This window comes from Bradyrhizobium sp. JYMT SZCCT0180 (genome assembly GCF_018130165.1).
Classification (GTDB): domain Bacteria; phylum Pseudomonadota; class Alphaproteobacteria; order Rhizobiales; family Xanthobacteraceae; genus Bradyrhizobium.
In genome coordinates this window covers 21688-48421 of the sequence record NZ_JAFCLZ010000008.1, presented here as the reverse complement: position 1 = coordinate 48421, position 26734 = coordinate 21688, and the positions used below count along the sequence as shown (strand labels likewise).

General features: G+C 61.3%; 26 protein-coding genes. 7 read left to right on the top strand and 19 right to left on the bottom strand.

The features are described from left to right. The first annotated feature begins 72 nt into the window (after nt 1–72). Nucleotides 73–960 (top strand): LysR family transcriptional regulator, encoded by an 888-nt coding sequence (locus JQ641_RS13540; RefSeq protein ID WP_211996460.1) that lies wholly within the window; start codon nt 73–75, stop codon nt 958–960. A 50-nt stretch (nt 961–1010) separates the two neighbouring features. Here the strand turns inward: JQ641_RS13540 and JQ641_RS13535 are convergent, their stop codons facing one another. Genes JQ641_RS13535 through JQ641_RS13495 form a run of 9 tightly spaced genes read right to left on the bottom strand, consistent with a single transcriptional unit; the run spans nt 1011 to nt 9872 of the window. Then, on the bottom strand, nt 1011–1451 hold the full coding sequence (locus tag JQ641_RS13535) for an SRPBCC family protein (RefSeq protein ID WP_249150433.1): 441 nt from the start codon (nt 1449–1451) through the stop codon (nt 1011–1013). Nucleotides 1452–1484: 33 nt separating this feature from the next. Further along, a complete protein-coding gene (locus JQ641_RS13530) occupies nt 1485–2189 on the bottom strand; it encodes an ABC transporter ATP-binding protein (RefSeq protein WP_211996669.1) in 705 nt (234 codons plus the stop codon). After that, entirely contained in the window at nt 2182–2937 is a 756-nt protein-coding gene (locus JQ641_RS13525; protein WP_211996458.1) for an ABC transporter ATP-binding protein, read from the bottom strand. The genes JQ641_RS13530 and JQ641_RS13525 overlap by 8 nt, the downstream gene beginning before the upstream one ends. After that, complete coding sequence (locus tag JQ641_RS13520; RefSeq protein WP_211996668.1) at nt 2934–3899, bottom strand: branched-chain amino acid ABC transporter permease; 966 nt, start codon at nt 3897–3899, stop codon at nt 2934–2936. The genes JQ641_RS13525 and JQ641_RS13520 overlap by 4 nt, the downstream gene beginning before the upstream one ends. A 38-nt stretch (nt 3900–3937) precedes the next feature. Next, entirely contained in the window at nt 3938–4804 is an 867-nt protein-coding gene (locus tag JQ641_RS13515; RefSeq protein WP_211996457.1) for a branched-chain amino acid ABC transporter permease, read from the bottom strand. A gap of 19 nt (nt 4805–4823) precedes the next feature. Continuing rightward, nucleotides 4824–6074 carry an ABC transporter substrate-binding protein gene (locus JQ641_RS13510; protein WP_211996456.1) on the bottom strand — a complete coding sequence of 417 codons (1251 nt, stop codon included), beginning with the start codon at nt 6072–6074 and terminating at the stop codon, nt 4824–4826. A 56-nt stretch (nt 6075–6130) separates the two neighbouring features. Continuing rightward, nucleotides 6131–8503: a xanthine dehydrogenase family protein molybdopterin-binding subunit gene (locus JQ641_RS13505; RefSeq protein ID WP_211996455.1), complete on the bottom strand. Its 2373-nt coding sequence runs from the start codon at nt 8501–8503 to the stop codon at nt 6131–6133. Then, nucleotides 8500–8988: a (2Fe-2S)-binding protein gene (locus tag JQ641_RS13500; protein ID WP_211996667.1), complete on the bottom strand. Its 489-nt coding sequence runs from the start codon at nt 8986–8988 to the stop codon at nt 8500–8502. The genes JQ641_RS13505 and JQ641_RS13500 overlap by 4 nt, the downstream gene beginning before the upstream one ends. Before the next feature lie 20 nt (nt 8989–9008). Continuing rightward, the gene (locus JQ641_RS13495) at nt 9009–9872 is read right to left on the bottom strand and encodes an FAD binding domain-containing protein (protein WP_211996454.1); all 864 of its coding nucleotides are present in this window, start codon (nt 9870–9872) and stop codon (nt 9009–9011) included. 200 nt (nt 9873–10072) lie between these two features. Between JQ641_RS13495 and JQ641_RS13490 the strand changes: the two genes are divergently transcribed. Beyond that, nucleotides 10073–10702, top strand: coding sequence for a TetR/AcrR family transcriptional regulator (locus JQ641_RS13490; RefSeq protein WP_211996666.1), 630 nt, complete (start codon nt 10073–10075; stop codon nt 10700–10702). A gap of 224 nt (nt 10703–10926) precedes the next feature. On the opposite strand, the gene JQ641_RS13485 is transcribed toward JQ641_RS13490, so the two are convergent. From JQ641_RS13485 to JQ641_RS13475, 3 genes are all read right to left on the bottom strand, one after another. Next, nucleotides 10927–11202, bottom strand: coding sequence for a hypothetical protein (locus tag JQ641_RS13485; protein ID WP_249150416.1), 276 nt, complete (start codon nt 11200–11202; stop codon nt 10927–10929). Between the two features lie 63 nt (nt 11203–11265). Then, nucleotides 11266–11529, bottom strand: coding sequence for a hypothetical protein (locus JQ641_RS13480; protein WP_211996453.1), 264 nt, complete (start codon nt 11527–11529; stop codon nt 11266–11268). 300 nt (nt 11530–11829) lie between these two features. Continuing rightward, complete coding sequence (locus JQ641_RS13475; RefSeq protein WP_192734557.1) at nt 11830–12069, bottom strand: hypothetical protein; 240 nt, start codon at nt 12067–12069, stop codon at nt 11830–11832. A 279-nt stretch (nt 12070–12348) separates the two neighbouring features. Between JQ641_RS13475 and JQ641_RS13470 the strand changes: the two genes are divergently transcribed. Further along, complete coding sequence (locus JQ641_RS13470; protein ID WP_211996452.1) at nt 12349–12630, top strand: DUF3551 domain-containing protein; 282 nt, start codon at nt 12349–12351, stop codon at nt 12628–12630. 57 nt (nt 12631–12687) lie between these two features. Here the strand turns inward: JQ641_RS13470 and JQ641_RS13465 are convergent, their stop codons facing one another. From JQ641_RS13465 to JQ641_RS13445, 5 genes are all read right to left on the bottom strand, one after another. After that, nucleotides 12688–14004: a sensor histidine kinase gene (locus JQ641_RS13465; protein WP_249150415.1), complete on the bottom strand. Its 1317-nt coding sequence runs from the start codon at nt 14002–14004 to the stop codon at nt 12688–12690. 135 nt (nt 14005–14139) lie between these two features. Continuing rightward, entirely contained in the window at nt 14140–14817 is a 678-nt protein-coding gene (locus JQ641_RS13460) for a response regulator transcription factor (RefSeq protein WP_211996665.1), read from the bottom strand. Between the two features lie 354 nt (nt 14818–15171). After that, nucleotides 15172–16434 carry an efflux RND transporter periplasmic adaptor subunit gene (locus JQ641_RS13455; RefSeq protein WP_211996450.1) on the bottom strand — a complete coding sequence of 421 codons (1263 nt, stop codon included), beginning with the start codon at nt 16432–16434 and terminating at the stop codon, nt 15172–15174. Then, nucleotides 16431–19622 carry an efflux RND transporter permease subunit gene (locus JQ641_RS13450; RefSeq protein WP_211996449.1) on the bottom strand — a complete coding sequence of 1064 codons (3192 nt, stop codon included), beginning with the start codon at nt 19620–19622 and terminating at the stop codon, nt 16431–16433. The genes JQ641_RS13455 and JQ641_RS13450 overlap by 4 nt, the downstream gene beginning before the upstream one ends. A 525-nt stretch (nt 19623–20147) precedes the next feature. Continuing rightward, nucleotides 20148–20627, bottom strand: coding sequence for a hypothetical protein (locus JQ641_RS13445; RefSeq protein WP_211996448.1), 480 nt, complete (start codon nt 20625–20627; stop codon nt 20148–20150). Between the two features lie 297 nt (nt 20628–20924). Between JQ641_RS13445 and JQ641_RS13440 the strand changes: the two genes are divergently transcribed. After that, nucleotides 20925–21212 carry a hypothetical protein gene (locus JQ641_RS13440; protein WP_211996447.1) on the top strand — a complete coding sequence of 96 codons (288 nt, stop codon included), beginning with the start codon at nt 20925–20927 and terminating at the stop codon, nt 21210–21212. Between the two features lie 25 nt (nt 21213–21237). Here JQ641_RS13440 and JQ641_RS13435 read toward each other — a convergent pair whose 3' ends face one another. Next, nucleotides 21238–22098: a LysR substrate-binding domain-containing protein gene (locus tag JQ641_RS13435; protein ID WP_211996446.1), complete on the bottom strand. Its 861-nt coding sequence runs from the start codon at nt 22096–22098 to the stop codon at nt 21238–21240. Between the two features lie 103 nt (nt 22099–22201). Between JQ641_RS13435 and mdcA the strand changes: the two genes are divergently transcribed. From mdcA to JQ641_RS13420, 3 genes are read left to right on the top strand one after another with little or no spacing between them, the layout of a single operon-like run. Continuing rightward, the gene (mdcA, locus tag JQ641_RS13430; protein ID WP_211996445.1) at nt 22202–23872 is read left to right on the top strand and encodes a malonate decarboxylase subunit alpha; all 1671 of its coding nucleotides are present in this window, start codon (nt 22202–22204) and stop codon (nt 23870–23872) included. After that, nucleotides 23869–25158: a malonyl-CoA decarboxylase gene (locus JQ641_RS13425; RefSeq protein ID WP_211996444.1), complete on the top strand. Its 1290-nt coding sequence runs from the start codon at nt 23869–23871 to the stop codon at nt 25156–25158. Before mdcA ends, JQ641_RS13425 begins: the two co-directional genes overlap by 4 nt. A gap of 10 nt (nt 25159–25168) precedes the next feature. Next, nucleotides 25169–25948 (top strand): alpha/beta fold hydrolase, encoded by a 780-nt coding sequence (locus JQ641_RS13420; protein WP_211996664.1) that lies wholly within the window; start codon nt 25169–25171, stop codon nt 25946–25948. A gap of 208 nt (nt 25949–26156) precedes the next feature. On the opposite strand, the gene JQ641_RS13415 is transcribed toward JQ641_RS13420, so the two are convergent. Beyond that, the gene (locus JQ641_RS13415; protein ID WP_211996443.1) at nt 26157–26645 is read right to left on the bottom strand and encodes a MarR family winged helix-turn-helix transcriptional regulator; all 489 of its coding nucleotides are present in this window, start codon (nt 26643–26645) and stop codon (nt 26157–26159) included. Between the last annotated feature and the right edge of the window lie 89 nt (nt 26646–26734).

Genomic DNA, 26734 nt, shown 5'->3' with positions numbered 1-26734 from the left:
CTTTGCGCGCCTTCTGCGCACCGGACAACGCCAAGTATTGCGGCTTCGATGTGCAGCAAATAAAGTCACCCGATGGATTGGGACAAAGTTCGCATTTTTCTCGAGGTGGCTCGCACGGGTCAGATTCTCGGGGCCGCCAAGCGGCTGAAGCTCAACCATGCGACGGTTGCCCGCCAGCTCACGGCGCTTGAAAAAGACCTGAAGACGAAGTTGCTGAACCGCCAGACGACGGGCTCGTCCCTGACCCCTGCCGGGGTCGCACTTCTCGCAGCGGCGGAACGAGCGGAATCCGAGCTCTTGCGCGTGGGGTCTCAACTCACATCCGCGGCGGATAAGCTGGCCGGCACCGTCCGAATCGGCGCGCCCGAGGGGCTCGGAAATTACTTTCTGGCGGACCAGCTTGGGGCCTTCGCTGCGGCCAACCCCGATCTCGTGGTCCAGCTCGTGGCGTTGCCGCGCACGTTCTCGCTTGCCAAGCGCGAGGCCGATATCGTCGTCACCCTGGAGCGCCCCGAGGAAGGCCGGCTGATCTCCACCAAGCTCATCGACTATACATTGAGCGTCTACGGGTCCGCAGACTATCTGGCGGGCAGCAAGCCGATTCGCGAGCCCGGCGATCTCGCCGACCATCCGCTGATCACTTATATCCACGACATCATCTACAGCCGCGCGCTCGACTACGCCTCGACCTTCAGCGGCTTGATCACGCGCCGCTTCGAATGCGGCAGCGTTGTCGGACAGCTCGAGGCTGTACGCGCCGGGCATGGCGTCGGCATCCTTCACGACTACGCCGCGCAAAAATACCCCGAGCTGACGCGCATTCTACCCGCCAGCCGCTTCACGAGAACCTACTGGCTCGTCTCTCATCCCGACACCCACGACACGAGGCCGGTTCGGGAAGTCCGACGCTATATCGTCGGCAAGGTACGCGAAGCACGTCAGCAATTCATCGTGAAGTAATCAGCCCGCTTTTCGTGCGGGCCGGTGATCGCGCCCAGGCATGCTGTTTGTCACGAAGCGGAAACGACCGCCCCAAATTTCATGAAGAATTCCCCGGCCAGCTTCTTTGCCGTCGAATCGATCAACCGCCCGCCAAGTTGCGCCAATTTACCGCCGATCTGCGAATCGACCTCATAATGCAGGACCGTTTCGTTCTCACCGACAGCTTCGAGCCTGATCGCAGCTCCGCCCTTGGCGAAACCCGCAACCCCGCCCGAGCCCTCACCGGTGATCCGGTAACTGTTCGGCGGGTCGAGATCACTCAGCGTGACCTTGCCGCCGAACGTCGCCTTCACCGGTCCGACCTTGATGACAACCGTCGCCGTCATGTCGGTCGGCGATGTCATCTCGAGGCTCTGACAACCCGGAATGCACTGTTTTAGAACATTGGGATCATTGAGCGCTGACCAGACCTTATCGCGTGAAGCCGGCACGCTCCGGCTGTCGTTCATCTGCATGGGATCACCTGTTTACAAGGATGCGCATCAAACCGCGCAATAACGTTCCTGGATAGCTTTGTCGGCGAGCAGCGCGGCGGAGCTGCTTTCATAGACGACCTCGCCCTGATCCATGATGATGGCGCGATCGGCGAGGCGAAGCGCCCATTCCACATTCTGCTCGACCAGCAGCAGCGTGACACCCTGATCGCGCAACCGGCGGAACAGTACGCCCATCTCCTCGACCAGCACCGGCATGATGCCTTCCGATGGCTCGTCGAGCAGGATCATCTTCGGCTTGGCGATCGTGGCGCGGGCGATCGCGAGCATCTGCTGCTCCCCTCCGGACATCGTCACGCCTTCCTGATCAAGGCGTTCCTTGAGGCGCGGGAAGCTTTCCGCAATCTCCTCGATCGCCTCGCGCTCGTCGATATGGTCGCGAGCGGCCACGAGGCCCAGTTGAAGATTTTCACGCACCGTAAGCCCAGGGATGATCCGGCGCTCTTCCGGCACATAAGCAAGACCCAACCGGAAGCGATCATGCGCGCGCAACGACACAAGGTCCGCACCGGCGAAGTCGATGCTGCCCTTGGTCTTCGGCATCAACCCCATGATGGAGCGGATCGTGGTGGTCTTGCCGGCGCCGTTGCGCCCGACCAGAGCCACGACCTCGCCTTGTTCCACGGCGATCGAGACGCCGTGAAGCGTATGGCTCGCGCCATACCAGGCGTGCAGGTCCTTGGTTTCAAGCATAGCCATCGTTCTGTCCCAGATATACGCGACGGACTTCCGGATCCGTCTGGATGTCACGCGGCGAGCCGTCGGCGATCAGCCGTCCATGGTGCAGCACCAGGATTCGATCGCTGAGGCCAAGGATCATCTTCATCTTGTGCTCGACCAGGAGGATCGTTCGCGCCGCCGCAAGCCTTTCCAGCAGCGCGACCATCTCCTTGGTCTCTTCCGGTCCCATGCCCGCTGTCGGCTCGTCCAGCAACAGCACCTCGGGGTCGGAGATCAGCGCGATTGCGATTTCGAGGGCGCGTTGCTGACCATGTGCCAGAAATTTGGCGATCTCGTCGCGCTTGGCGACCAGACCAACGGATTCGAGCGCCGCGTCGGCCCGGACGTCCAGCTCGGAGAAGCGCTTCCGATTGGTCCAGATGTTGTAGCGGGACCGGCTTGCCTGGGCCGCAACCCGCACGTTTTCGTGCACGGAGAGGTCGGGAAAGATGTTGGTGATCTGATATGAGCGCGCGATACCCCGGTGCACGAACTCGTGATGCCGCGTTCCCTTCAGGTCCTGCCCCTTGAAACGGATTGTTCCGCTCGACGGCGTCAACACGCCGGACAACACATTGAATAACGTGCTCTTGCCGGCCCCGTTCGGGCCGATGATCGACGTTACCCGTCCCGGATGAAACGCGGTCGTGACGCCCTGCAGCGCCACGAAGCCGCCAAACCTCACTCCGATATCGTCGACGGCGAGAAGCGGCGCGCTCATCGCATCACCCTTGCCAGAAAAGTGCCCCAGATGCCCTTGGGCAGGAACAGGACGAACAGCACGAAGATCGACCCGACGATGATCTGCCAGTGTGACGTCCACAGCGAGAACACGTCCTCCATCACGAGGAAGACCAAGGCGCCGACAAAGGGCCCGAAGAAGCTGCTGGCGCCGCCCAGCAGCGTCATCATCACGATCATGCCGGAAGCATGGTAGTGCAGTGAATCCAGCGGCACGAAGGCCAGATGAAGCGCCGACATCGTGCCGCCGAGCGCGCATATCGTCCCCGACAGGGTGAAGGACAGCAGCTTGGTCCGTTCGACATTGTAGCCGCAGGTGCTGGCACGTCGCTCGTTTTCGCGGATTGCCTCGATCGCCGCGCCGAATGGCGAGTTGAGAATGCGTGAGACGATCCAGAGCGCCAGCGCGGCAAACGTCATCAGCACATAATACTTGTTCACCGGATCCAGGAAGTTGACGTCGTAGCCGAGCAGATTGATCTTGTTCACGGTAAAGCCACGCAGCCCGTTCTCGCCACCTGTCCAGGACGACGCCTGTAGCGCGACGTAATAGACGAGTTGCGCCAAGGCGAGCGTGACCATCGAAAAGTAGATCCCGCGGGTTCGCGTCGACAGGGCACCAATCGCGAATGCCAGCAGCCCGCCACCGAAGACGCCGAGCAGGACCGCCGCGTACCAGGGCACGCCGAACTGACCGATGGCGATACCGGTGATGTAGGCGCCGGCGCCGACGAACGCCGCGTGCCCGAACGACAGCAGGCCTGTATAGCCGAACAGGAGGTTATAACCGACTGCGACGACGCCATAGACCAGGACGTTGACGGCCAGCGCCTTGGACGGCAGCAGCCATGGCAACAGGCAAAGCGCGATGATCGACAAGGGAACGCGATAGGTCGTCACCAGCGATTTCAATCGGGCGGGCTTTCGCACGCTTGATGGCATAGGTGCGGCGAACGCCGGGGATGTCATGGTTGGTTCCCTCACGCGAGTTTTCCGAACAGGCCTTGTGGCCGGATCAAAAGGACCAACGCCATCAATGCGAACATCACGATGGTAGCCATTTCCGGCGCGAACAGCGCGGTCATGCTGATCACGATTCCGACGACAAGACCGGCGATGATCGACCCCAGCAGCGATCCAAGCCCGCCGATCACGGTCACGACGAAGGCTTCCGCGAGCACCAGCGCGCCCATTTCCGGATTGACGCTGCGCATCGGCCCCGACAGGACCCCGCCCAGCGAGGCCAGCCCGACGCCGAGACCGAACACCAGCAACCACACCTTGCTGATATCGACGCCCAGCACCCGCATCATTGTCGGGTCGCGGGCGCCGGCACGCACGATAAGCCCGAACCTGGTCTTCTCGAGGCCCAGCCACAGCAGCAGCACCACGATAACGACGACGCCGACGACGAAGATCCGATAGATCGGGAAGAAGCCGACGCCAAGATCGACCACGCCGGTGAGCGACGATGGCGTCGGGAATGGAATGCCGTCGCTGCCGAACACGATCCGCACGCCCTCCACGAGCACGTAGCTGAGCCCGAAGGTGAGCAGAAGCGGGTCGTCGATCGAGCGGCCATACAGCGGGCGCACCAGGAGATACTCGATCAACATCCCGAACAGGCCGATCATGACCGGGGCGACCAGCAGCCCCCACCAGAAGCTGCCGGTCAGCGACGCGACCCACAGTCCCGCATAGGCACCGACCATGAACAGCGCGCCATGCGCGAAGTTCACGACGCCCAGCATACCGAAGATGATCGACAGGCCGAGCGCGGTGAGCACGAGGATCGCGCCGAGGGCAACTCCGGAGAAGAGCTGCATCAGGATGAGTTCGGTATCCATTGGAGAGTGGGTGCTTTCGTTAGGCGGGGAAGCCAAGTTCGGTGCAGCCGCGCAGCACTTTCTCGGAGGCAGGCTCGTTGGCGACGACCTTGAACAGGTCGGCGTCGCTCTTCATGTCGGCCTTTTTCTGCGACTCGAGCACGAGAACGGACTGCACCGACTGGTGATCGCACTTTCGGTAGCTTTGCGGACCCTTGGCCACGTCGTACTTCAGAGCTTCCAGCGCTGCGATCACCTTGTCGGTGTCGGTGCCGCCGGCCACCTGCATGGCCATCAGCAACGACGACAGGCCGGTATAGCCATAAGCGCCGTAGTCGGTCGGGATCGCGCCACCATTGGCAGCCCGATAGGCATCGTTGAATACTTTTGCGCTCGGGAGCTGGCTCTCGAGGCCCCAGTAATAGTTCGCGCCACCGACGACACCCTCGAAAACCTCGGGTCCAACCGCCAGCCGCTGGTTATGCAGGATGACCGGCACGACGATCTTTGCCTGCTGCTTCAAGCCGAAATCGACGGCCTGCTTGATCGAGTTCGCCTGGTCGCGGCCGAAATTGCTGATGCACAGGAAGTCGGGACGCATCGAACGTAAACGCGGCATGAACGTGGAATAGTCGGCCGCGCCGAACGGATGCAGGATCTCGCCAACCGTTTCGGCCCCGATCTCCGCCTGCGCCCGCTTGAAGCCACGCAGCATTTCATGGCCGTAAGCATAATCAGCCGCGAGATGTGCAACCTTGGCACCCTTCTTGAAGCTGTGCCGCGCTACGGCGCCCGCCGTCATATGCGGGTTGAGCGCCTCATGAAACGTATACTTGCTGAAGTCCTTGACCTCGTTGATGGTGTCGGACTGGCTGATCGAGACGTAGATGACGCCACGTGCCCGCGTCACTTCGTTGACGGCCAGTTGCACCGCGCTCGACAATGATCCAACGACCGCATGCACCTTGTCCTTCTCGATCAGCTCCAGCGTGCGGGTCGCCGCCTCACCGCCATTGAGCTTGTCGTCACGGACCAGCAGCTCGATCTTGCGGCCGTTGATGCCGCCCTTGTCGTTGAACTGCTTGACGGCCAGTTCGGCACTCTTGACCTGATCCTTGGCCTCGGCCGCAAATGGGCCAGTGAGCGGCGTTGGAAATCCGATGCGGATAGTGTCGTCCGCTGCACGTGCGATCCACGGCATGGCGACGAGGCTGGCGCCCGCACCCAGTCCAGCCAAGGCACGGCGCCGCGAGATGTTCGTCCGCGTGATATTTCGAATGCTATCGGTCATGGTGTCCTCCAATGGAATGTTTTCTTTGTTGCGTTGAGTTAGTTCTGTCTTTCCAGCTAGATGTGTCCAAGCGCCTTCAGAATTCGTGCAGGGGTCATTGGCAACTGCGCGATCGAACCGCCGAATGGCGCCATCGCGTCGTTTACCGCGTTGAGTGCTGCCGCCGATGCGGCGGCGGTGCCGGCCTCACCGACGCCCTTCGCGCCAAGCTGGGTGTCGAGCGTCGGTGTCTCCACATGCCCGATCTCGATGTCAGGCATCTCGACGGCCATCGGAACGAGGTAATCGGCGAGCGAGCCATTGGTGAGCTGGCCATTGTCGCCGTACGCGCATTCCTCGAAGAACGCGGCGCCGAGTCCCTGAACGACGCCTCCGCGAATCTGCTCGTCAACCAGCAGCGGATTGATGATGCGCCCGCAATCCTCCACGACCCACACCTTCAGGATGTTGACGAGGCCGGTTTCGACGTCGAGCTCGAGGTGGCACCCCTGCACGCCATTGGTGAAGGCAAAGGGATAGCCCTGCGGCGCGTAGTGATGGGTTACTGAAAGCTGCGCCTGGGTACCGGGCGGCAACGTGTCCGACCGGAAGTAGACGATGCGCGCGATTTCGGCGAGCTCCACGCGCGGATGCATAGTTGCCGCGTCGATGATCCAGCCATTCTGGATATCGAGCTTCTCCGACGCCTCCTGCAGGATGGCCCCCGCAACCGAAAGTACATTTGCTTTCAGCTTCAAGGCAGCCTGCAATGCGGTTTCTCCGCCGATACCGGCCCCACGGCATGCGTAGGTGGCGCCGCCATGCGGCGTCGTTTCGGTGTCGCCGGTGATGACCTTGATGCGATTGCGGTCGACACCGAGATGTTCGGCCACAATCTGCCCGATAATCGTTTCAGTGCCCTGCCCGAGCTCCGTCACCGAAATCAGGCAGCGAACATCGCCGGATGGCGTGATCTTGATGATGGCGCCGTCCTGCGAGGAAATCCGCGCCCCGCCGACGCCGTAGAATGCCGGGCCGGGATTGGTGATTTCGACGAACGTCGCGATACCGATGCCGCGATGAATACCCTTGCTCCGAAGCTGCGCCTGCTCGGCCCGCAACCGGTCGTAGTCCATCATCTGCCGCAGCTTGGCGAGGCATGCATGGTGCGAGAGTGCTTCGAACTGGTAGCCCGTCGGCGATGTACAGGGATAGGCATCATCGGGTATCAGGTTGCCGCTGCGAATCTCGAAAACGTCGCGCGCCGTTTTCGCGGCGATCATGTCGACGAGCCGTTCGGTGACCGCGCAGGCGATCGGATGCCCGACGGCGCGGTACTGACTCATCTGCACCTTGTTCTGGAACACCACCTGCAGATCGGCGCGGTAGTTCCTGAACGTGTAAGGCGCGCCCATCAACCGGTAAACCTGATTGCCCTCGACGACGCTGGTGCGCGGATAGGCGGAGAAGGCGCCGATGGCTGTCACATCTTCCACATCCATTGCGAGAATTTCGCCGTCGGCATCAACAGCCATGCGAGCCCGGACACGATGGTCCCTCGCATGGATGTCCGAGACGAACGATTCGATGCGGTCGGCTACGTACTTCACCGGACGACCCAGCATAATGCTGAGGCCGACCACGGCCATGTCCTCGTGGTACATGTGAAGCTTCATGCCGAACGAACCGCCGATATCGGGCGCGATCACCCGCACGCGGGATTCTGGAATGCCGTAATGGCGCGAATAGATGTCCTGGAACTGATAGGGCGTCTGGGTGGCGTGATGCACCGTCAGCTGCTGCTCGCTGGCGTCATAATCCGCGATAATCGCCCGCGGCTCCATGGTCACGGCCGTATGACGCCCGAAGTGAAACTCCTCCTCGACGATATGCGCGGCGTTGGCGAAGACGTCGTCCACCCCGCCGGTGTCGATCTTGCCGTGAAAGCAAAGATTGCTGCCCAGTTCAGGAGAGATGACAGGCGAACCGGGCATGCGGGCGGCGTCGATATCGACCACAACCGGCAGTTCATCGAATTCGATGGCAACGGTCTCGGCAGCATCCTCGGCCAACGCCCTTGTATCCGCGACGACGGCGACCACCGCCTGCCCCGACCACACCACCTTGTCGACCGGCAATGGCAGCTGCGGCGGCGATTTCATGCCCTTGAAATGGTCCATGGTCCCGACCCACGGCGTGCAGAGGCGTGCGAGATCTTGCCCCGTGGCGACCAGCTTCACCCCGGGCATCTCGCGCGCGGCTTGCGCGTCGATCGAGACGATCCGTGCATGGGCATAGGGGCTGCGCACATAGGCAACATGCAGCATGCGCGGCAGCACGAAGTCGGTGACGTAACGGCCGCGGCCAGCCAGCAGCCGCTTGGCGTTGGGCCGCGGGACCGAGCGGCCGATATAGGAGTTCGGACGATCGAGCGAGGTAAGTGCGTTCATGCGCCGGCTTCCTCACGCGTCTGCGCAATGGAGGCCGCATCACGGTCACGGGCGACGTTCTCGATCGCATCCACGATCGCTTCATACCCGGTACAACGGCAATAATTGCCCGACAGCGCATCCCGGATCTCGTCGCGCGTGGGAATGCCGGGCTGCGACAGCAGGCTGTAAGCCGTCATCAGCATCCCCGGCGTACAGAAACCGCATTGCAAGGCATTACGCAGATGAAACGCATCCTGAAGATCGGCAATCGCGGCCCGTTCGGTCAGGCCTTCGACGGTCTCGATCACTGAGCCACCCGCCTGCACCGCGAACATCAGGCATGAATGCACGACCCGTCCATCGACGACGACCAGGCAAGCTCCGCAAACGCCCATTTCACAGCCCGTATGGGTCCCGGTAAGCGCAAGCGTCTGGCGCAGGAAATCCGCCAGAGTGCTGCGCGGCTCAACACCGCACGACACTCTGCTTCCATTGACCGTCATGCTGACATTGATCGGTTCGCTCACGAGTCCTGCCTCATGATCTGGCCGAGCAATCGCCCGAGAAGCACGCGTGCGAGGTGACGCTTCATCGCAGGCGGCACATGCTCATCCTCGGGCGGGTCGAGGTCGCCGCCGACCAACGCCTGTGCTGCGGCCACCGCGGCCTCGTCCAAGCGCTTGCCAATCAAACATTGCTCGGCCTGTCGGGCACGCAGCGGCGTGTTCCCAACGGAAAAGAATACGATGCGGGCCTGCTCGATCAGACCGTCCGAGAACTCAGCCAGAACTCCGCAGCCGACAAGCGCATAGTCCCCGCGCCGACGGGCGAATTCATGAAAGGCCCATCGATGTCCCGGCCGGATCACTGGCACGTGAATAGCGACGAGCAGCTCGCCGGGTTCGATGGCGGTCTGAAACAGATCGATGAAGAAGTCATCAGCGGCGACGCGGCGCGTTCCCGTGCGGCTGACGAGTTCCAGTTCGGCGCCCATCGCCAGTGTCATCGCCGGAAACTCCGACGCAGGATCGGAATGCGAGATGCTGCCGCCGATCGTGCCTCTGTTCCGGATCGCCGGATGCGCGACGTGCGGCGCCGCCGCGTGATAAAGCGGCGCGTGCCGGGCAATCAGCGGATCCGTCAGCACTTCGCAATGACGGGTGAGCGCGCCGATGCGCAGCCAGCCCCCCTGTAGCTCGACGCCGCGAAGCGCCTCGATATGGGCAATGTCGATCAGCAGTTGCGGCGCTTGCAGACGCAAGGCGAGCGCCGGAACCAGACTCTGGCCACCGGCAACGTAGCTCGCATCTTCGCCCGCATCCGCGAACGTTTCGAGCGCCTCCATCACGGTGGAGGGCCGTGCGTAGCTGAATGCCCGCGCCTTCAAAGGGGAAACTCCCGGCTGTTTCATCCGTCCCAAATTTGTGACCATTTGGTCTGAAATCTACATCACGCCGGTTTTTCGAAGTCAACTAAAAACGACCATTTGGTCACTATTGAGAAATGGAGTATCGATAGCGACCTCAAGGCGAACTGGAAATGGCAAAAAAAGAAGTTAAATCAACGAAGAAGCTACCACGCCGAAATATGCGGGCCGCCGAACGCGAGCGTTTCATCGTCGACGAGGCCGTGCGATTTTTTGCCGAGCAGGGATTTGGCGGACAAACGCGCGAGTTTGCCAAGCGCATGGGCATTACCCATTCCGCGATCTACCGCCACTTCCCGAGCAAAGAGGCTCTGATCGAGCGGGTCTATGAAGAGATTTATCTCAGCCGGTGGTCGCCATCATGGGGCGACCTCATTCGAGACCGGAGTCTGCCGCTGCAGACGAGGCTGACGAGGTTCTATCTGGAGTATGTCGAGCGCGTGTTCGAATACAACTGGGTCAGAATATTCGTCTTCTCCGGAATGAAGTCTTTTGACATCACCAAGCGCTATCTCGAGATCATTCGAAAGGAAATTATCGAGCCCGCCTGCTGCGAGTTGCGGCACGACCTCAACCTCCCCCCGATCGATGAAGTAAAACTCTCGGAGCGCGAGGTAGAAATGTTCTGGGGCTTGCATGGCCGCATCTTCTACATAGCCATCCGGCGTTTCGTCTATCAGACTCCGACGCCGACGCAGCTGGACGACGTCGTCGTTGACGCCGTCAGGCTATTTCTCGAAGGCTCGAAGCTCCTGATGCCTGAGCTTGTCGCATCCAAAAGCAAGCCCTGATTAGAAAACTTGAACTCCCGGTCCAGTCCATGGGCAAGGTTGAGCTGCCGCGAACCAGCGACGTGCGACGAGTCGGACTCGGCGCGACCATGGAGGTCTCGATCCGGCTTCTGTCTATGACCCGAGATCGGTGATCATTCGCCGCAACACCTCGAAGCGCGGAAACCACGACGTACTCGTTCGGGGAGTGCCACTCCGCGCATCAAGGAAACCAGCCATCAGCCCTAGCTGGGTGACCATTTTCCCCGACCGGCCAGACCTGGACCTGCGCGTTCCATTCTCGCATAGGCATTGCTTGATGCATACGCATTGACGGCACCGCCGGGCAGCTCCAGCCCCATTCTGCCGGCAGGAGTTAACGCACCTCCGTTTAGCACATCCCGGTTCGGGAACATCGCCTGAAACGCCCCGGGTTCTGAGATTGCAGCTTGCGCAAGTGCCGGGGTTATCGAAACGGTCGATAGCAGAGCTACCGCGACGAGTGCTTTGATTCTGGTCATGGTGTTCTCCATTTTCTATTCTGCGAGAATTCGAGCTGGCGCCCTCCCCCAGATTTTTGATCCTTATTGGCGTCGACAGATGTTCAGGCTCTTGTCGAGTTGCTCGTCGAGTTTGCGTTGTTCGGCATCGAACGCCGACATCTTCTGTTGCTCGATTTGCTCAGGGACAGAACCCGGCGAAAACTGACACGCGTGCGGTTGCAGATGACCGATCGGTGCTTCGGGTATCGGAGCTGCCGCATTTACCTGACTGGAAGACGTAGCGACATTGATCAATCCCTGAGCTGCGCGCTCGGCCAAATGATCGGAAGCAGCATTGCTGCGCATGAACTGCCTCAGGAGAAGATAGGCCGGATAGTCTCATACGCCCATTAAATACGAATTCATTCTTGGCTTCGCCGATTGCCGTCATCGACAGCAAGGTTCATCCGCAAGGCGTCGCATACTGCGCTGACGACGTTCAGCGTCGACGCCTTACTATTCGTTGTGGGTGAATGTTCGCTTCACGCAGCTAGTGCACGTTCAAGCGCAATGTTGTCGGCGCCTGCATGCGCGGCGGCACCGTACGATCGCATCCGGGCGCCAGGGCGGCCCGAAGATCTGCCCTGGCGCTCGCCGCATTTCGGCTCAGTACGGCCCGGGTTCGCAGGGGATATTGTCACCGGTCCAGGGTGCCGTAGCAAATGCGCCGACGCGCGGCGCCGGGATGCAGACTTGGCCATCAACATACCGAGCGGCGGCAGGGTCGCTCGCGTTGACGTTCTCTGTAGCATGCTGTCTGGCCATATGATTGTCGCGAGCCATGACAGGTGTTGCGAGCATGGCGGCAGCAATCATTCCAGCCGACAGGAGCTTGATTGTGGTCATTTCAACTTCTCCATTACGCGTGAAGGAAGCCAAAGACATTTGGCTTCCACTATTCAGATGTGCATCGCTGTGAGAGTTTTAAACGGCACACTTGCTCACGATCATTCAACGCGTCGTGAGGCATGAGCGCAACGACTTCGGACTCTGATCACACGACGAAAGAAAACTCGTTCATGACTTCGCGGCGATCTCAAACGGGAGAATGAATTTTTTTATAATCGATTTCGTCGCTGCTGCGCTCCACATTAGGATTGCCACAAGACAACATGGACAACACTCATGAAAACTGTTCGGAGCATCGCGATTGCCTCGACAATCGCTTTTTCAGCACTGGTGTTCGCCTCGGTCACCGCGTCAGTGGCGGAGGCCGGGCCGATCGTTTCAACGGGTCACTATTGCCTGTCATATGATGAGGGCGGGACGGACTGCAGTTTTACAAGCTATTCGCAGTGCCTCGCGACCGCTTCCGGTATTGGCGCGGAATGCTACGGCACGACTTTTCGCAACGACGCTGCCGACGGCTTCCCAACTACTCGGCACCCCAAGTCTCAAGGCTCGTGACTGAGGGACGCACGGGATCTAAGCATTGTCCTGCGGGCCGTGACGATGCTGCCCGGATCAATCCGGTCGATCGGGGCAGGCAATCTCCACCTGGCAACCCGGCCCGGAATGGATCGTCATACGAAAGCCATGTAGTTTTACGATCGCGGCGACCAGATTAAGACCAAGCCCGACACCCGGCGTATTTCGTATTTTGTCGGAGCGATAGAATCGCCTCAACACGGCCTCCTGTTCTTGTTCACCGATACCGCAGCCGGTATCGGTCACGCGAATAACGGGCTCGCTGCCGTCGCAAAGCAGCTTGATGCTCACTTTGCCGCCTTCCGGCGTGAATTTGATGGCGTTGTCGACCAGGTTGGCAACCGCCTCAATCAGCAAGTCACGATCGCCGCGCACGGTGAGAGGTCGCTCCACCTCGACCTGCAACGCGATGTCCTTGTTCTCGGCGATCGGTTCATAGATGTCATGCACCTCGCGCAGCATGTCGTGAAGGTTGACGTCGCCAAAACCAGCAGACCGCCGGCTATTTTCGATCTCCGCCAACCGCAACAGCGCGGTTATGATCGTCAGCGACTGATCGATGCCGGCGATGGCCTTGTCAACAACCGCCTGAAGCTGCTCCAGCGACGTTGCGTTGGTACGCCCGCGTTCAAGCGCAAGACGGGCCCGCGTGAGCGGCGTCCGCAAGTCATGGGCAATATCGTTTCCGACACCAGCCAGCGCATGGATCATCGTCTCCATTTCATCAAGCATGCCGTTGACGATGATCGCAAGCTTCGAAAACGGATCGTCCACGGTACGGTGCGGCAGCCGCTCGCGCAGGTCTCCGGCGATGATGCGCTGAACCCGTTGATTGACCTCCTCGACGCGTTTCTGCGTACGCACGCTAAGCCACGCGCCGGCCAGCAGGCAGAGACAGAATCCGGGCAGCAGGCCGAGCGCGAGCGCCTGCCCCACGACACGGGAAATTTCCCTGGCCTCATCGACATTTCGTCCGATGAACAGCACGTCGCCGTTTCGCATCCGTCGCGCAATCGCGCGCACCGCCTGATGTTCCCGGCCGCCTCGATCTATCCTGATAATGTCAACGCCTTGCGGCGGCGCATCGATCTTGAGTGCGGCGGGAAGACTCTCCAGATTGCCGGTGATCCGGCGACCGTCGGCGGCAAAGATCGCTGCGAGCTGCACGCCGCGGGGGTCCTGCCTCAAGCGCTCCTCGATCGCTTCGAGCCGCCGCTCTGGCGTCAGCTCGGATAGCCCGTCAATGTGCGCCGATATCACGCGGTCGGACCGCACGATCAGATAGTCATCGATCGTCCAGTAGATGAATCCGAACAATGCCAGGATGAAGGCGGCAAGCACGCCGGCCACCATCAGCGTCCAGCGGAACGTATTCGAGCGCGCGAACTGCAAGTTAAGCATCGGATTTCCGTCGCCCGAGGTTCTCAGCCGATACCAGTATAGGCCGCTATCGACAGCGCATCACCCCGGGGCGAACGGTCGATCGCCTCAGGACACAGCCTTAAGAATGAAGCCCGCGCCACGCACGTTGTGGATCATCGGCGCATCACCGGACCCATCTACCTTGTGACGAAGGCGTCCCATATGCACGTCGACAAGGTTGGTCGCGGGAACGAACTTGTAGTTCCAGACCTCTTCCAACAGCATGGCTCGTGTGAGCAATTGATCGGCCCGCCGCATCATGTACTCCAGCAGGCGAAACTCACGCGGCAACAATTCGATCGCACGATCGCCGCGTTTTGCGGTACGTTCAATCAGGTCGATCTCCAGCGTCCCCACCTTGAGCGTGGTCTCGCGTGATTCCGCAGGCCGGCGCAGCAACGCTTCCATTCGGGCGACAAGTTCGACAATCGCGAACGGCTTCGTCAGGTAATCGTCGCCCCCCATTCGCAGTCCCCGGACGCGGTCGTCGACCGCGCCCAGCGCACTCAACACCAGCACGGGCGTACGCACCTGTTCCTTTCTCAGTGTCTCGATAACGGTGAGACCGTCCATTCCGGGCAATAGCCGGTCGACGATCATCGCATCGGGCTGCGACGAGCGCGCCTTGTCGAGGCCCTCGATGCCGTTGCCTGACCATTCAACATCAAAACCACGATCCGCCAGTTCGGCCTTGATTTCCTCAGCCGTTTCAGCGTCGTCTTCGATGAGGAGCACTTTTGCCATATGCCGCTTCTCGATTGCCGCAAAGCCATGCTCGTCCGGCAAGCCGGAAGCCTGACGTCTGCCAACTGCTATCAATGCCATAAGGTCAACCACTTGCAATGCCAAGGCCTTGCCCGGAACTGGATTCTCCGCCCAAATCTTACCTAAGAGCCGGACGGCACCGCCAGCCTCACCGGGGGAATGAGGCGTGGCGTGCGCCGTCCGCTCTGCGGCCAGGAGAGACACCCCCATAGGACAAGCGGGGTGAGCCGCACGCAGGTGGATATAGTCGCGATAGATCGGCCGCACCATTAAATAGGATTTTAGGATCGGCCGCCGGATGCGGCTGTTGCCTGCTTCATCCGGTCTTGAGAGTCAGGATACCTGTGTCACCTGGAGCCTGGTGCGCACCTTGCTGCCTTCAACCAGATCGACAGCGGGGTTGAGGATGACCTGATCGCCCGGCTTGACACCGCTGTTGACCTCGACCTGCTGCCCGAGGTCGCGCACCACCGTCACCTTGCGCAGATGCACGACGCCATTCTCGACCACTGCAACTTGCAGCCCAGCCTTGTTGAAGATGACGGCGTCGGCGGAGACCGTGAAGCTTGGCGTCTTGCGCGGAATATGCAGTTCGATCGTGCAGTAGATCCCGGGGGCCAGCGCCCCGTCGGGATTGGGGATATCGATCTCGGTCAGCAGGGTCCGGGAGCCTGGTTGCAACGCATCGGCTATCCGCGTCACCTTGCCGGGAAAGCTGCGATCCGGGATCTCGGGTACGTGCACGACGGCCTCAATTCCCGGTCGCAGCCCAAAGGCTTCGTCCTGCGGGACGAAGACCTGGGTCCGGATGACATTGCCTTGCATGATGGTGAACATGAAGGTGCCGCTGGTCGCATCGGCCTGCACGAGGCTGCCGATATCGATGTTGCGCTGGGTGATCACGCCATCAAATGGGGCGACAACGTGCTGATAGAGCTTCTGTTGATGCAACACCTGCAACTGGGCTTCCTCAGCCACCACATTGGCCTGTGCAACGGAGACGCCGGCCTCCTGGGCCTTCAGGGTCTGAATGTCGGTAGTGCCCTGCTGCGCGGTCAGCCAGCCCTGCTTCACCAGCGGACCGTCACGATCCCAGGTCACCTTGGCGAGTTCGCGGTTTGCCTCGGCCTGCTGCAAGGCTGCCTTGAACTGGCCGAGCGTCGCCTCGGCTTGGGCGATCTGGTGGTCGAGTTCGGGTGCCACGATTTCGGCCAGTAACTGGCCCGCCTTCACCCGGTCGCCGATATCGACTTCGCGTTTATCGACATAACCGCTGGCGCGGGCAAAGATATTGGCAACCGAGAACGCCGATGTGGTCGCCGGCAGGCTGACAACTTCCGTGCCGGCGCTGGGTCGCACCGCCGCAACACGAACCTGCGGGACAAATTCCAGGCTTTGTTTCGCCGTCGTAACCACCTGGCGATGCTGCGCGTAATGGTTCCACGCCCCGCAAGCCAGCGCCGTCATCAGAACGAGGGCAAGCCCGACACCCGAAAGCAAGCCAGCCCGTCGTCGCTTGCCGGGCGGCAGGCCTGCCGGCCCGGTCTCATGACCGCTCTCCGGCGGCTCAACATCCAAAGGACGATTGAAGTTCATTCCAGCACCTCGTCAAATACCCCGTGATGTACTTTGCCGTCGTTGCCTTTGCGCAGCATGGCGAAGAGATACGGCACGACCAGCAGCGTCGTCGGAGTTGCGAACAGCAACCCGCCGATCACCGCGCGCGCCAATGCCGCGTTCTGCTCTTCTCCCGGCGCGCCGATCGCCATCGGAATCATACCGACGATCATGGCGGCCGCGGTCATCAGCACCGGCCGAATCCGCGTATGTCCGGCCTCGATGGCCGCCTCGAACGCCGTCTTGCCCCCCAGCTGTTGCTCGCGGGCAAACGTGACGAGCAGAATGGAGTTTGCCGATGCGACGCCGACCGCCATGATCGCCCCCATCAGGGACGGCACGTTGAGCGTGGTCCCGGTGATGAACAGCATGGTGAGGATTCCGCATAACGTCGCCGGCAACGCCAGAATAACGACGAAGGGGTCACCGAAATTCTGGTAGTTCACGACCATCAGCAAATAGACAAACACCGCTGCGAACAGCAGCCCGATGCCGAGATCGAGAAACGCCCCGTTCATGCTCTGGATCTGGCCAATCACCTGGATGGTGTTTCCGGGCTTGAGCTGCTTCTGCAGGTCCGTCACGATGCTGCTGATCTGGCCGGCTACACCGCCGAGATCACGACCCTGAACGCTGGCATAGACTTCATAGACCGGCTGGACGTTGGCCTGGTTGCTGTTGGTGGGAACGCTGCCGCGCCTGAACGTCGTCACGTTGCTGAGCAGGCCCGGCACGGGAACGTCGGTCAACGATGACGAAATCCCGCTGGAAACCGGCGTATTGCGCAGATCGTTCAGCGAAGTGATCCTGCTCTCGGGTGTCTGCACCGCGAGATAATACGGAATACCCGATTTGGGATCGGTCCAGAAATTCGGTGTCACCTGTTCCGAGGAACTCAGGCTGACATTGAGGTTCGTTGCGATGGTATTCGCATTGAGCCCAAGCTGGGCTGCGCGCGTGCGATCGATATCTGCATAAAATGCGGGCGCATCGACTTCCTGCTGCAGGTGCGCATCCGCGATCCCCGGTATGGCCGCGATTCGCCGACGCAGCTCGTTCGCAATACGGAGATTGTTGTCCTTGTCGTATCCCACGGTGCGGACGTCGATTTGCGCCGGCAGACCGAAATTGAGGATCTGGGTAACGATGTCTGCGGCCTGGAAATAGAAGGTGTCTTCGGGGAACGCGGCAGGCAGCGCCTCCCTCAGCTTGCGCACATATTCGCTGGTCGGCCTGTGACCCTCCTTCAGCGACACCAGAATGACGCCGTCATTGACGCCGATGGTCGAGCCATCCGTGAACGCCAGATTGTAGGCCCGCGCCGGCAGTCCGATATTGTCCACAATCAGGTCCCGCTGGTCTTCAGGTATGATCTCACGAATTTTGTTCTCGACCTCCTGAAAAATCTTTTCCGTGGCCTCGATCCGCGTTCCGGCAGGCGCGCGCACATGAAGCTGTATCTGTCCGCCGTCGATGGCCGGAAAGAAGTCGCGGCCGACGAGCGGGAATGTGACGACTCCAAGCCCAAGCAGCAGCAACATGAACATCGGAATGACGTAACGATGCTTGATGAGTACAGCGAGCGAACTTGAATAACGGTGGCGCATGGCCTCGAAGTTGCGCTCGAACGCGGCATGGAAACGGGCAAACAAGCCCGCTTTTGTCGCATCCACCGGGCCGTGATTTTCGCCCTTGAGCAACAAGCCGATGACGATAGGCGTCAGCGTTCGGGACAGGCCGTAGGACGCCAGCATTGCGAATACCACCGCCAAGCCCAGCGGCGTAAACAGATATTTCGCCGGCCCTTCGAGGAACACCACCGAGGTAAAGACGCAGCTGATGGCCAGCGTCGACACCAGCGTTGGAATGGCGATACCGGCGGCGCCGTGCAGCGTGGCCTGCGGCAGGGGCATTCCCTCTTCGGTAAGCAGCCGATGGGTGTTCTCGATCGTGACCGTGGAATCGTCCACCAGAATGCCGACCGCCAGCGCAAGTCCGCCGAGCGTCATCGTATTCAGCGTGTCACCGAGAAAATACAGCACAACCAGCGAAGTGAGGATCGATAGCGGAATCGAGATCATGACCACCAGCGTCGAACGCCACGATCCCAGGAATACAAGGATCATCAGCGCGGTAAGGCCCGCGGCGATTGCGCCCTCACGCAAGACACCGGCAACGGATTGTTTCACGAACACCGACTGGTCAAACAGCTCGTTGATCTGCATCCCGGGGGGCGCAGCGGCGCGCGCTGTTTTCAAGGCCTCGTGCACGGCATTGACGACGCTCAGTGTCGAGGCATTCCCGTTCTTGATGATACTGAGCAGGACGGAGTGGCGACCGTTCTGCCGCACCACGTTTTGCTGCACCAACCAGCCATCATGGACCTGGCCGACGTCCTTTACGAAGATCGTGGCCCCATTGACGACCTTGACTGGAATATTGTTGAGATCATCGATGGTCGCGGGCGTCGCGTTGGTGCGGACGGCATACTGCGTGCTACCGAATTTTGCCGTTCCTGCCGGCAGCGTCAGGTTCTGCGTGTTGACTGCGTTGACGACATCAAGCGGCGTAAGTCCCTTGGCGAGCAGCTTCGAGGGGTCCAGATCGACCATGATCTGGCGATATTTTCCGCCGGTGGGCGTCGGGAGCGTGATGCCCGGTATCGGCGCCAACTGTTGGCGGATGCGATAGATTCCGTAATCATAGAGCTGTTGCTCGTTGAGGGTGTCGGAACTCAAGCTGATCTGCAACACCGGCACGCTTGAAGCATTGAACTGCACCACCAGAGGGGCCTGGATGCCCGGCGGCAACAGTGCACGGATGGCGTTGGTTGCCGAGACAATCTGGGCAATCGCGAGGTCGAGATTGACGTCCGGCTGAAAGTAGATCTTCTGCACCGAAAGTCCGGCCAGCGTCTGCGCCTCGATGTTCTTGATGCCATTGACGTTCGAGCTGATGGCGTACTGGCTGTAAGTGGTGACGCGCTGCTCCATCTCCGGCGTACTCAGGCCGGTATAGCTCCAGATCACCGTTACGACGGGGATATTGATTTCCGGAAAGACGTCGGTCGGCATCTCCCGGCATGCGACGACGCCCAGAAACAGGATCAGGGCGGCGACCACATAAAACGTATGCGGAAATCTCAGGGCGAAGCGAACGATACCCATCCATCCATCCTCAGCTACGTGCCCGGCTGGGCCTGGCCGCTCGGCCGGCTCCGCTTGTTCATTGCAACGACACAGCTGCGAACAACGTCTTGGTCGCCACGGGCGAGATCACACGTTTGCGAACAAAAGAACGCGAGAGCACAATCATCTCATCTCCGCGCAGATAAGCTCACGCGGCCGTGAATTGCCGCAAGCCTGCTCATGCGCTTCCAGAATGACTTTTCTTCTCGGAAGATTTGCCCAAAGACATTCCTGACACGCAGCTAGCCGTCAGGAACATTTCAAACATGGCGGCCCGGTGCCCTGTTCTCAATTAAATACGCGTTTAGTGTCGCGTGATCATTCTTGGCTTGCCGACACGTCATCAGGGAACAAGGCGCCCTGCCCCCAAATCGCGCGACTATTACATCGCGGCAGGATCAATCCATGAGACGACCTCGGCATGCTCGCATACCGAGGTCATCTCATAGCCGCCGAGCCTGTCGGATTACCGCTGCAGATCGTAATCGGCATCCGTTCTGCCCATCAACCGCACACCTGAACAGGTTGTCGGCGCCAACCATGCACGGTGTGCACGCGGCGTTGAACGACATAGCAACCATCGCCTTCAACGTAAGAATCGCTCGAAGCGTTCGGATAGCCGTAACCGTAGCCGTCGCTGTAGTCGTCATAATAGTACGGATCGTAGAATCCATAGCCTAGGCCCGTGCCGAGCGCGAAGCGGCTTCCAAAGCCGCGACCATGAAATCCTTGGCCGTGAAATCCACCACTTCGAAAGCCGCTGAAGCTGCTCCCGCCGTGGAAGCCCCCGGCCAGATTGCCACCATGGAAGCCGCCGCCTCCGAAGCCTCCACCGCCGTGGAAACCGCCACCGCCTCCGAAGCCTCCACCGCCCATGCCGCCCCCGTGGCCACCACCGCCTCCACCACGCGCCAGGGCCATGGTTGGAGAAGCCAGGCCGATGGACATGACTGCCAATAACGCGATCGCTGTTTTATGCAACATCAACATTCTCCGTCAGAGATACAGCTCCCAGCCGGGACTTGTGACCTGGAAATGGGAAACGCATCGAGCAAACGCCACCAGCTGCGACGCGTCCGCCGCTCAACTCTGCGCGAGCCTTGTCGGCCAGGAAGGCCGTGGTTGCTTCGATTAGTTCATTCACCGGGGATTGCCGAGCCAGCGCCGGGCTTTTCTAAAACTGAATTTAGTGGCATCGGCGGACTACGAACCTAAAACAGCTTCACGCACATCAATCAACGAGTTGCGCAGAACCGGCCGACTCCAACGAGGAGTTTCGATATGAAAAAGCTTTCCGTTCTTTGCATCGCCCTTTGCTTTGGCCTTTCAACCACCGCGGCGTTTGCCCGCGGCGGCATGGGAGGAGCGCATGGCATGGGATCGTCTCATATGTCCATGATGGGCGGCGGCGCCCTCGGCACCACCGCTGCCGCGCCCGGCACCAACTCGTCTGGCACGGCACTTTCCTCAGATGGCGTGGGCCACCCCATGCTTGACCCCATGCCCTCTATCGACTCCGAAAACGCGAAGGTCGACAAGGAGATAAATTCGATCTGCCGAGGATGTTGATGCTACCGTGCCGGGGCGTTGCCCCTCAGATCGCCGGGCGTGACGGGCCCTGTGCAAGGGTCTGCAGAACCGCTGCCAGCGCCGCGGCAGCCTTGTCAGGCCGGGCCTTCTCGTAGATCGCGAACTCAAGGTCAGGAAGCCGCGGCAGCCCCTCTTCGACACCGAGAATGCGCAGGCCTGCGATCACTGCGCTGGCAGGAAGCGGGGTGACAGCGAGGCCCGCGAGCGCCGCCGCGCGCACGCCTGTCAAACTGGGGCTGGTATAGACGATTTCCCAGGTCAGTTCGTTGTTATTGAGCGCGATGAGTGCAGCCTCGCGAGAAACCGAGCGCTCGCGATACAGGGCCAGCGGCAGCGCCGCCCCCGGAACAAGATCGAACGTGTCGGCCGCGGCCCATACCAGCGGCTCACGCCACACCACGCGCCCTTTCGAGGTTCCGAGCGGCCGCTTTGCGAACACGACGTCAAGCCGCCCCGCGTTAAGTTGCTCGATCAGTTCCGCGCTGACTCCGATCTGCACCTCGAGCTTCACGCCCGGATTGAGCGTGGCGAAGCGGCCGAGCGCCGAAGGCAGCGAACCGCCGGCGACTTCCTCGACCACTCCGAGACGCACCATGCCAGACAGCCGCGGCGCCGCCAGGCGGTGGCGGGCCGCTTCCTCCAGTTGCAACAGGCGGCGCGCGTCGCCCAGCAGCATCTCGCCATCGTCGGTCAGTGCGACACTGCGCGTTGTCCGCCGGAACAAGGGCCGTTTGGTCTCGAGCTCAAGCCGCTTGATCTGTTGGCTCACCGTCGATTGGGTCAGGTTGAGCCGCTCCGCGGCGCGGTGAAAACCGCCGTAATCGGCCACGGCAACAAAGGCACGCAACAGCTCGAAATTCAGCATATGATTGATCCTGATTTACGATCAATTATATTATAAAATATCGTTTCTATAATCAATGATGATCTCCTAGCTTTTGCTTCGAGGACAGCGAAGGAGACTCACCATGTTAGACACGTCACGACGCCGAGCTAATCGCGCCTCCCGCCTCGCGCGGGCCGCCGCGCTCAGCGGTACGAGCGGAAAGGTCTGCCCGGCCGATCTCGCCACGCAGTTGCTCGAGGCAATCATCGAGCCCGGCGACCGCGTGACGATCGAAGGCGACAATCAGAAGCAGGCGGATTTTCTCGCCTCGGCCCTCGCGAAGGTGGATCCTGCGCGGGTGCACGATCTGCACATGGTGCAGTCGGTGCTGGCGCTGCCCGACCATCTCGCCGTGTTCGAGCGCGGCATCGCGAACCGCCTCGATTTCTCCTATGCGGGGCCGCAAAGCCGCAAGCTCGCCCAACTCGTCGCTGCGAACGCGGTCAAAATCGGCGCGATCCACACCTATCTCGAACTCTATGCGCGCATGCTGGTGGACCTGACGCCGCAGGTCGCACTTGTCGTCGCCGACAAGGCCGACCGCGACGGCAATCTCTATACCGGCCCTAACACCGAGGACACGCCGACCATCACCGAGGCGACGGCGTTCCGCGGCGGCATTGTGGTGGCGCAAGTCAACGAGATCGTGGACCGCCTGCCGCGCGTCGACATACCCGGCGACTGGGTCGACATCGTGGTGCCGGGCCCCAAGCCGTATCTGATCGATCCGCTGTTCACGCGTGATCCCGCCAAGATCAGGAACGAGAACGTGCTGATGGCGATGATGGCGATATCAGCGGTCTACGAACCCTACCAGGTGCGGCGGCTCAATCACGGCATCGGCTATGCGACCGCGGCGATCGAACTGATCCTGCCAACTTATGCCGCGCAACGCGGGCTGAAGGGCAAGGTCGCCAGCCATTTCGTGCTCAACCCGCACCCGACCCTGATCCCCGCGATCGAAGCCGGCTTCGTCGACAGCGTCTATTGCTTCGGCTCCGAGCTGGGCATGGAACGCTACGTCTCGAACCGCGCCGATATATTCCCGGTTGGCGCCGACGGTAATCTGCGGTCCAACCGCGCGCTCGCACAGGTCGCCGGGCAATATGCCTGCGACCTCTTCATCGGCGGTACGCTGCAGATCGACGCGCAGGGTAACAGCTCGACGGCCACCAAGGATCGCATCACCGGCTTCGGCGGCGCGCCGAACATGGGCGCCGACACGCGTGGCCGCCGCCACGACAGTCCCACCTGGCTGCGCGCCGGTCAGGAAGCGGGCGAGAGCCTGCGCGGACGCAAGCTCGTGGTGCAGATGGTTCAGACCCAACAGCCGAATGGCGCGCCGAGCTTTGTCGAACGACTGGACGCATTCGATCTCGCAGCCTCGGCCGGCTTCGCGCTGCCGCCGGTCATGATCTATGGTGACGACGTCAGCCATGTCGTCACCGAATGTGGCGTCGCCAACCTTTTGCGTTGCCGGTCGCCGAGGGAACGCGAGGCGGCATTGCGCGCCGTCGCCGGCGATACTGAGTTCGGAAGGCGACAATCGCCCGAAACAAGCGACAGCCTGCGCCGCCGCGGTATCGTGATGTTGCCATCCGACCTCGGCATCGATGTCAACGCCGCAACCCGCGACTTGCTCGCGGCCCAGTCCATCGATGACCTCGTGTCAGCGTCAGGCGGGCTCTATTTGCCGCCGGCAAAATTCCGCCCGGCCACGGTCCCCCACGTTGAGCAGAGGAGCCAACGATGATCCCGAACACACAAACCTCAAGTGAGCTGACCAGCTCGAAACCCGCGCCCGTGGATCGCGCGAAGCAGCTGGCGGCGACACTGCTGTCGCAACGCGGCGAGGCATCCGGCGCGCAGGTCGCTCGCGAACTGCACCACGTACTGCGTGCCCTCGATGCGACCGACCGGCACAGCTTCCAGCGCCATCTTGCGACGGAATTTCAGCCCGACGAAGCGGCGCTACGCGCAGCAGCGGAGCGTTATCTCGCCGACGCCACGGCGGAAGCCGCCGCCGCGCTGGCACGGGCCGGCGATCCGCCCCGGCAGGAGCTGCTGCGGCGCATGAACATGGCGCCCGGCGGCACCGGCGCGCTGATCGCGATGCGCAGTGAAATTGCCTCATTCCTGCGCGGTGAACCGGAACTGAGGCTGCTCGACGCGGACCTCAAGCATCTGTTCGCCTCCTGGTTCAACCGCGGCTTTCTCGAGCTCCGGCGGATTGACTGGCAGTCCCCGGCGGCGGTGCTGGAGAAGCTCATCGCCTATGAGGCGGTGCATGAGATCAAGGGCTGGGTCGATTTGCGGCGGCGTCTCGCGCCCGACCGCCGCTGCTTCGCATTCTTCCATCCCGCGCTTCCCGGCGAGCCGCTGATCTTTGTCGAAGTCGCGCTGGTGCAGGGGTTGGCGACGGCAATGCCGCCGTTGCTCGCACGGCAGACAGATGAAGCGGCCGCGCAGGCGCAAGCTTTGCGTGCCGACACCGCTATTTTCTATTCGATCTCCAGCTGCCAGGACGGCCTGCGCGGCATATCGTTCGGCAATTTCCTGATCAAGCAGGTGGTGGAGGAGCTCAAGGCGGAGTTTCCGCAGCTGAAGCGTTTTTCCACCTTGTCGCCGGTACCGGGGTTTCGGCGCTGGCTCGCTCAACGGCCTGCGAATGGAAGCGATCCCGATGCCGCGCTGTTGCCACAACTCGAGAGCAGCGGCTGGTGGAATGACCCGGCGCAGAGCGAGAAGCTGCGCGCGCCCTTGCTGCGGCTTTGCGCCCGCTATCTGACGCGCCAACCCTCGATACGCATCGATCCGGTGGCGCGCTTTCACCTCGGCAACGGCGCGCGGCTCGAACGTGTCAATTGGCTCAGCAACGACGCGCCCCGCGGCATCCAGGAATCCTTCGGCATCATGGTCAACTATCTCTATGATCATGACAGCATCGAGGATAACCACGAGGCCTTTGTACGTGACGGGACCATCGTGCGTTCGCCAGAGGTCGATACACTGCTCAAAGCTTATTCCAGCCAACCTTAAAGGAAGAGATATCATGATGAACAGACGCGCTTTTTCCGCCGCTCTCGTGACCGGTCTCGCGGCTTCGCTGATCTCCACACGCGGCAGGGCCGCAAATTCCACTCCCGTGAAGGCGAGGAACATCGTGCTCGTGCACGGGCTGTTCGCCGACGGCTCGTGCTGGTCAGAGGTGATCGCGCGCTTGCAGGCGGCGGGGCTGAACGCCACAGCCGTGCAAAATCCGCTGACGACGCTGCCCGAAGCGGTCGCATCCGCGCAGCGCGTGCTGGATCGGCAGGATGGCCCTACCGTTCTTGTCGGTCACTCCTTCTCGGGCATGATCGTCACCGAAGCCGGCGTGCATCCGAAAGTCTCCGCCCTCGTCTATGTGGCGGCGCGCGCGCCGGATGCGGGCGAGGATTACACCGCCCTGGCCAAGACATATCCCACACCGCCGGCGTCGGCGGGGATCGTGTTCGACGGCGATGAAGGACGCCTTTCCGAGGAGGCTTTTCTTCGCGATTTTGCCGGCGACCTGCCGGAGGCGAAGGCCAGGGTGCTCTACGCCGTGCAGCAGCCGTTCAACAAGGCCCTGCTCTCAGGCAAGACCACCCAGGCGGCCTGGCGATCGAAGCCGAGCTACTACGCGGTTTCCACGGATGACCGCACCATCAATCCGGACCTTGAGCGCTTCATGGCCAAGCGGATGGGCGCCAAGACCATCGAGGTAAAGGCCAGCCATCTGTCGCTGATCTCCCGTCCCGACGAAATCACGCGGCTGATCCTCGAAGCCGCGGGGCAGCAAGCCTGACGAAACCAGCACCTGCACAGCGCGAAAGGAGCAAAGCGCCATAAAATGCTTTGGATCTGTGGCCTGGAACGGTGGCCTGAAGGCAAGGGCTCGGTCATGACCGAGCCCGCGCGGTGGAAACCTGAAGAGCCGGAGACCGAGCTGGCGAGCTGCTTGGGGCCGCTCGCACGCGAGGACGCGCTAGCCTTCAATACCAATCCAAATTTACTCATCCTCTCAGAAATTTCTCCCAGCCGCAGACCTTGATCCGGCTTTCCATTTGCCGATCCAGCTTATCAAGACTTTGCCGCAGCACCGCGACTTCGTGCGCATCAAGCACGGCCATCAGTTCGCGCTCCACTCTGACCACGAACTTCTCGATATCCTTGTAAACCTTGCGACCCTCTGCCGTAAGACGGAGGCTGGCGCGCCGCCGATCGCTCTCGTCCACGTCGCGGTCGATGAGGCCGCGCCGGACCAGCAGCTCGATCGCTCGCGCGACCTTGAAGGCGTCGGACGAGGTCAGCGTGGCGAGCTGCTTCGCCGTTAGGGGCTGATATCGGGCAATGACCGCGAGGCTCCGCCAGGCGGGCATCGTCAGATCATGGCGGCTCGCATACATGGGAGCGATGAAATTGCCCAACCGGGTCGCAAGCAGACCAAATCTGTAGCCGGTCCAGTTCTCGAGCGGAATGGGAGCGGCCTTCGGGTTCTTCATGATCGTGACGGGACCTTCTCGTGAGCGGGATCACGACGGTAACGGCCTGCATGCCCCGGTTCAACATCGGCGATCCGCAAATCTCACGA

Excerpts from the sequence above, each read along its gene's own strand:
- JQ641_RS13460 (WP_211996665.1), bottom strand. The coding sequence starts at position 14,817 with ATGGCAAAAGTGCTCCTCATCGAAGACGACGCTGAAACGGCTGAGGAA.
- JQ641_RS13505 (WP_211996455.1), bottom strand. The coding sequence starts at position 8,503 with ATGAACGCACTTACCTCGCTCGATCGTCCGAACTCCTATATCGGCCGC.
- JQ641_RS13480 (WP_211996453.1), bottom strand. The coding sequence starts at position 11,529 with ATGCGCAGCAATGCTGCTTCCGATCATTTGGCCGAGCGCGCAGCTCAG.
- JQ641_RS13525 (WP_211996458.1), bottom strand. The coding sequence starts at position 2,937 with ATGAGCGCGCCGCTTCTCGCCGTCGACGATATCGGAGTGAGGTTTGGC.
- JQ641_RS13425 (WP_211996444.1), top strand. The coding sequence starts at position 23,869 with ATGATCCCGAACACACAAACCTCAAGTGAGCTGACCAGCTCGAAACCC.
- JQ641_RS13435 (WP_211996446.1), bottom strand. The coding sequence starts at position 22,098 with ATGCTGAATTTCGAGCTGTTGCGTGCCTTTGTTGCCGTGGCCGATTAC.
- JQ641_RS13510 (WP_211996456.1), bottom strand. The coding sequence starts at position 6,074 with ATGACCGATAGCATTCGAAATATCACGCGGACGAACATCTCGCGGCGC.
- JQ641_RS13415 (WP_211996443.1), bottom strand. The coding sequence starts at position 26,645 with ATGAAGAACCCGAAGGCCGCTCCCATTCCGCTCGAGAACTGGACCGGC.
- JQ641_RS13455 (WP_211996450.1), bottom strand. The coding sequence starts at position 16,434 with ATGAACTTCAATCGTCCTTTGGATGTTGAGCCGCCGGAGAGCGGTCAT.
- JQ641_RS13440 (WP_211996447.1), top strand. The coding sequence starts at position 20,925 with ATGAAAAAGCTTTCCGTTCTTTGCATCGCCCTTTGCTTTGGCCTTTCA.
- JQ641_RS13445 (WP_211996448.1), bottom strand. The coding sequence starts at position 20,627 with ATGTTGCATAAAACAGCGATCGCGTTATTGGCAGTCATGTCCATCGGC.
- JQ641_RS13490 (WP_211996666.1), top strand. The coding sequence starts at position 10,073 with ATGCGGGCCGCCGAACGCGAGCGTTTCATCGTCGACGAGGCCGTGCGA.
- JQ641_RS13535 (WP_249150433.1), bottom strand. The coding sequence starts at position 1,451 with ATGAACGACAGCCGGAGCGTGCCGGCTTCACGCGATAAGGTCTGGTCA.
- JQ641_RS13530 (WP_211996669.1), bottom strand. The coding sequence starts at position 2,189 with ATGCTTGAAACCAAGGACCTGCACGCCTGGTATGGCGCGAGCCATACG.
- JQ641_RS13465 (WP_249150415.1), bottom strand. The coding sequence starts at position 14,004 with ATGGTGGCCGGCGTGCTTGCCGCCTTCATCCTGGCATTGTTCGGATTC.
- JQ641_RS13470 (WP_211996452.1), top strand. The coding sequence starts at position 12,349 with ATGAAAACTGTTCGGAGCATCGCGATTGCCTCGACAATCGCTTTTTCA.
- JQ641_RS13485 (WP_249150416.1), bottom strand. The coding sequence starts at position 11,202 with ATGACCAGAATCAAAGCACTCGTCGCGGTAGCTCTGCTATCGACCGTT.
- JQ641_RS13450 (WP_211996449.1), bottom strand. The coding sequence starts at position 19,622 with ATGGGTATCGTTCGCTTCGCCCTGAGATTTCCGCATACGTTTTATGTG.
- JQ641_RS13515 (WP_211996457.1), bottom strand. The coding sequence starts at position 4,804 with ATGGATACCGAACTCATCCTGATGCAGCTCTTCTCCGGAGTTGCCCTC.
- JQ641_RS13540 (WP_211996460.1), top strand. The coding sequence starts at position 73 with ATGGATTGGGACAAAGTTCGCATTTTTCTCGAGGTGGCTCGCACGGGT.
- JQ641_RS13500 (WP_211996667.1), bottom strand. The coding sequence starts at position 8,988 with ATGACGGTCAATGGAAGCAGAGTGTCGTGCGGTGTTGAGCCGCGCAGC.
- mdcA (WP_211996445.1), top strand. The coding sequence starts at position 22,202 with ATGTTAGACACGTCACGACGCCGAGCTAATCGCGCCTCCCGCCTCGCG.
- JQ641_RS13520 (WP_211996668.1), bottom strand. The coding sequence starts at position 3,899 with ATGCCATCAAGCGTGCGAAAGCCCGCCCGATTGAAATCGCTGGTGACG.
- JQ641_RS13475 (WP_192734557.1), bottom strand. The coding sequence starts at position 12,069 with ATGACCACAATCAAGCTCCTGTCGGCTGGAATGATTGCTGCCGCCATG.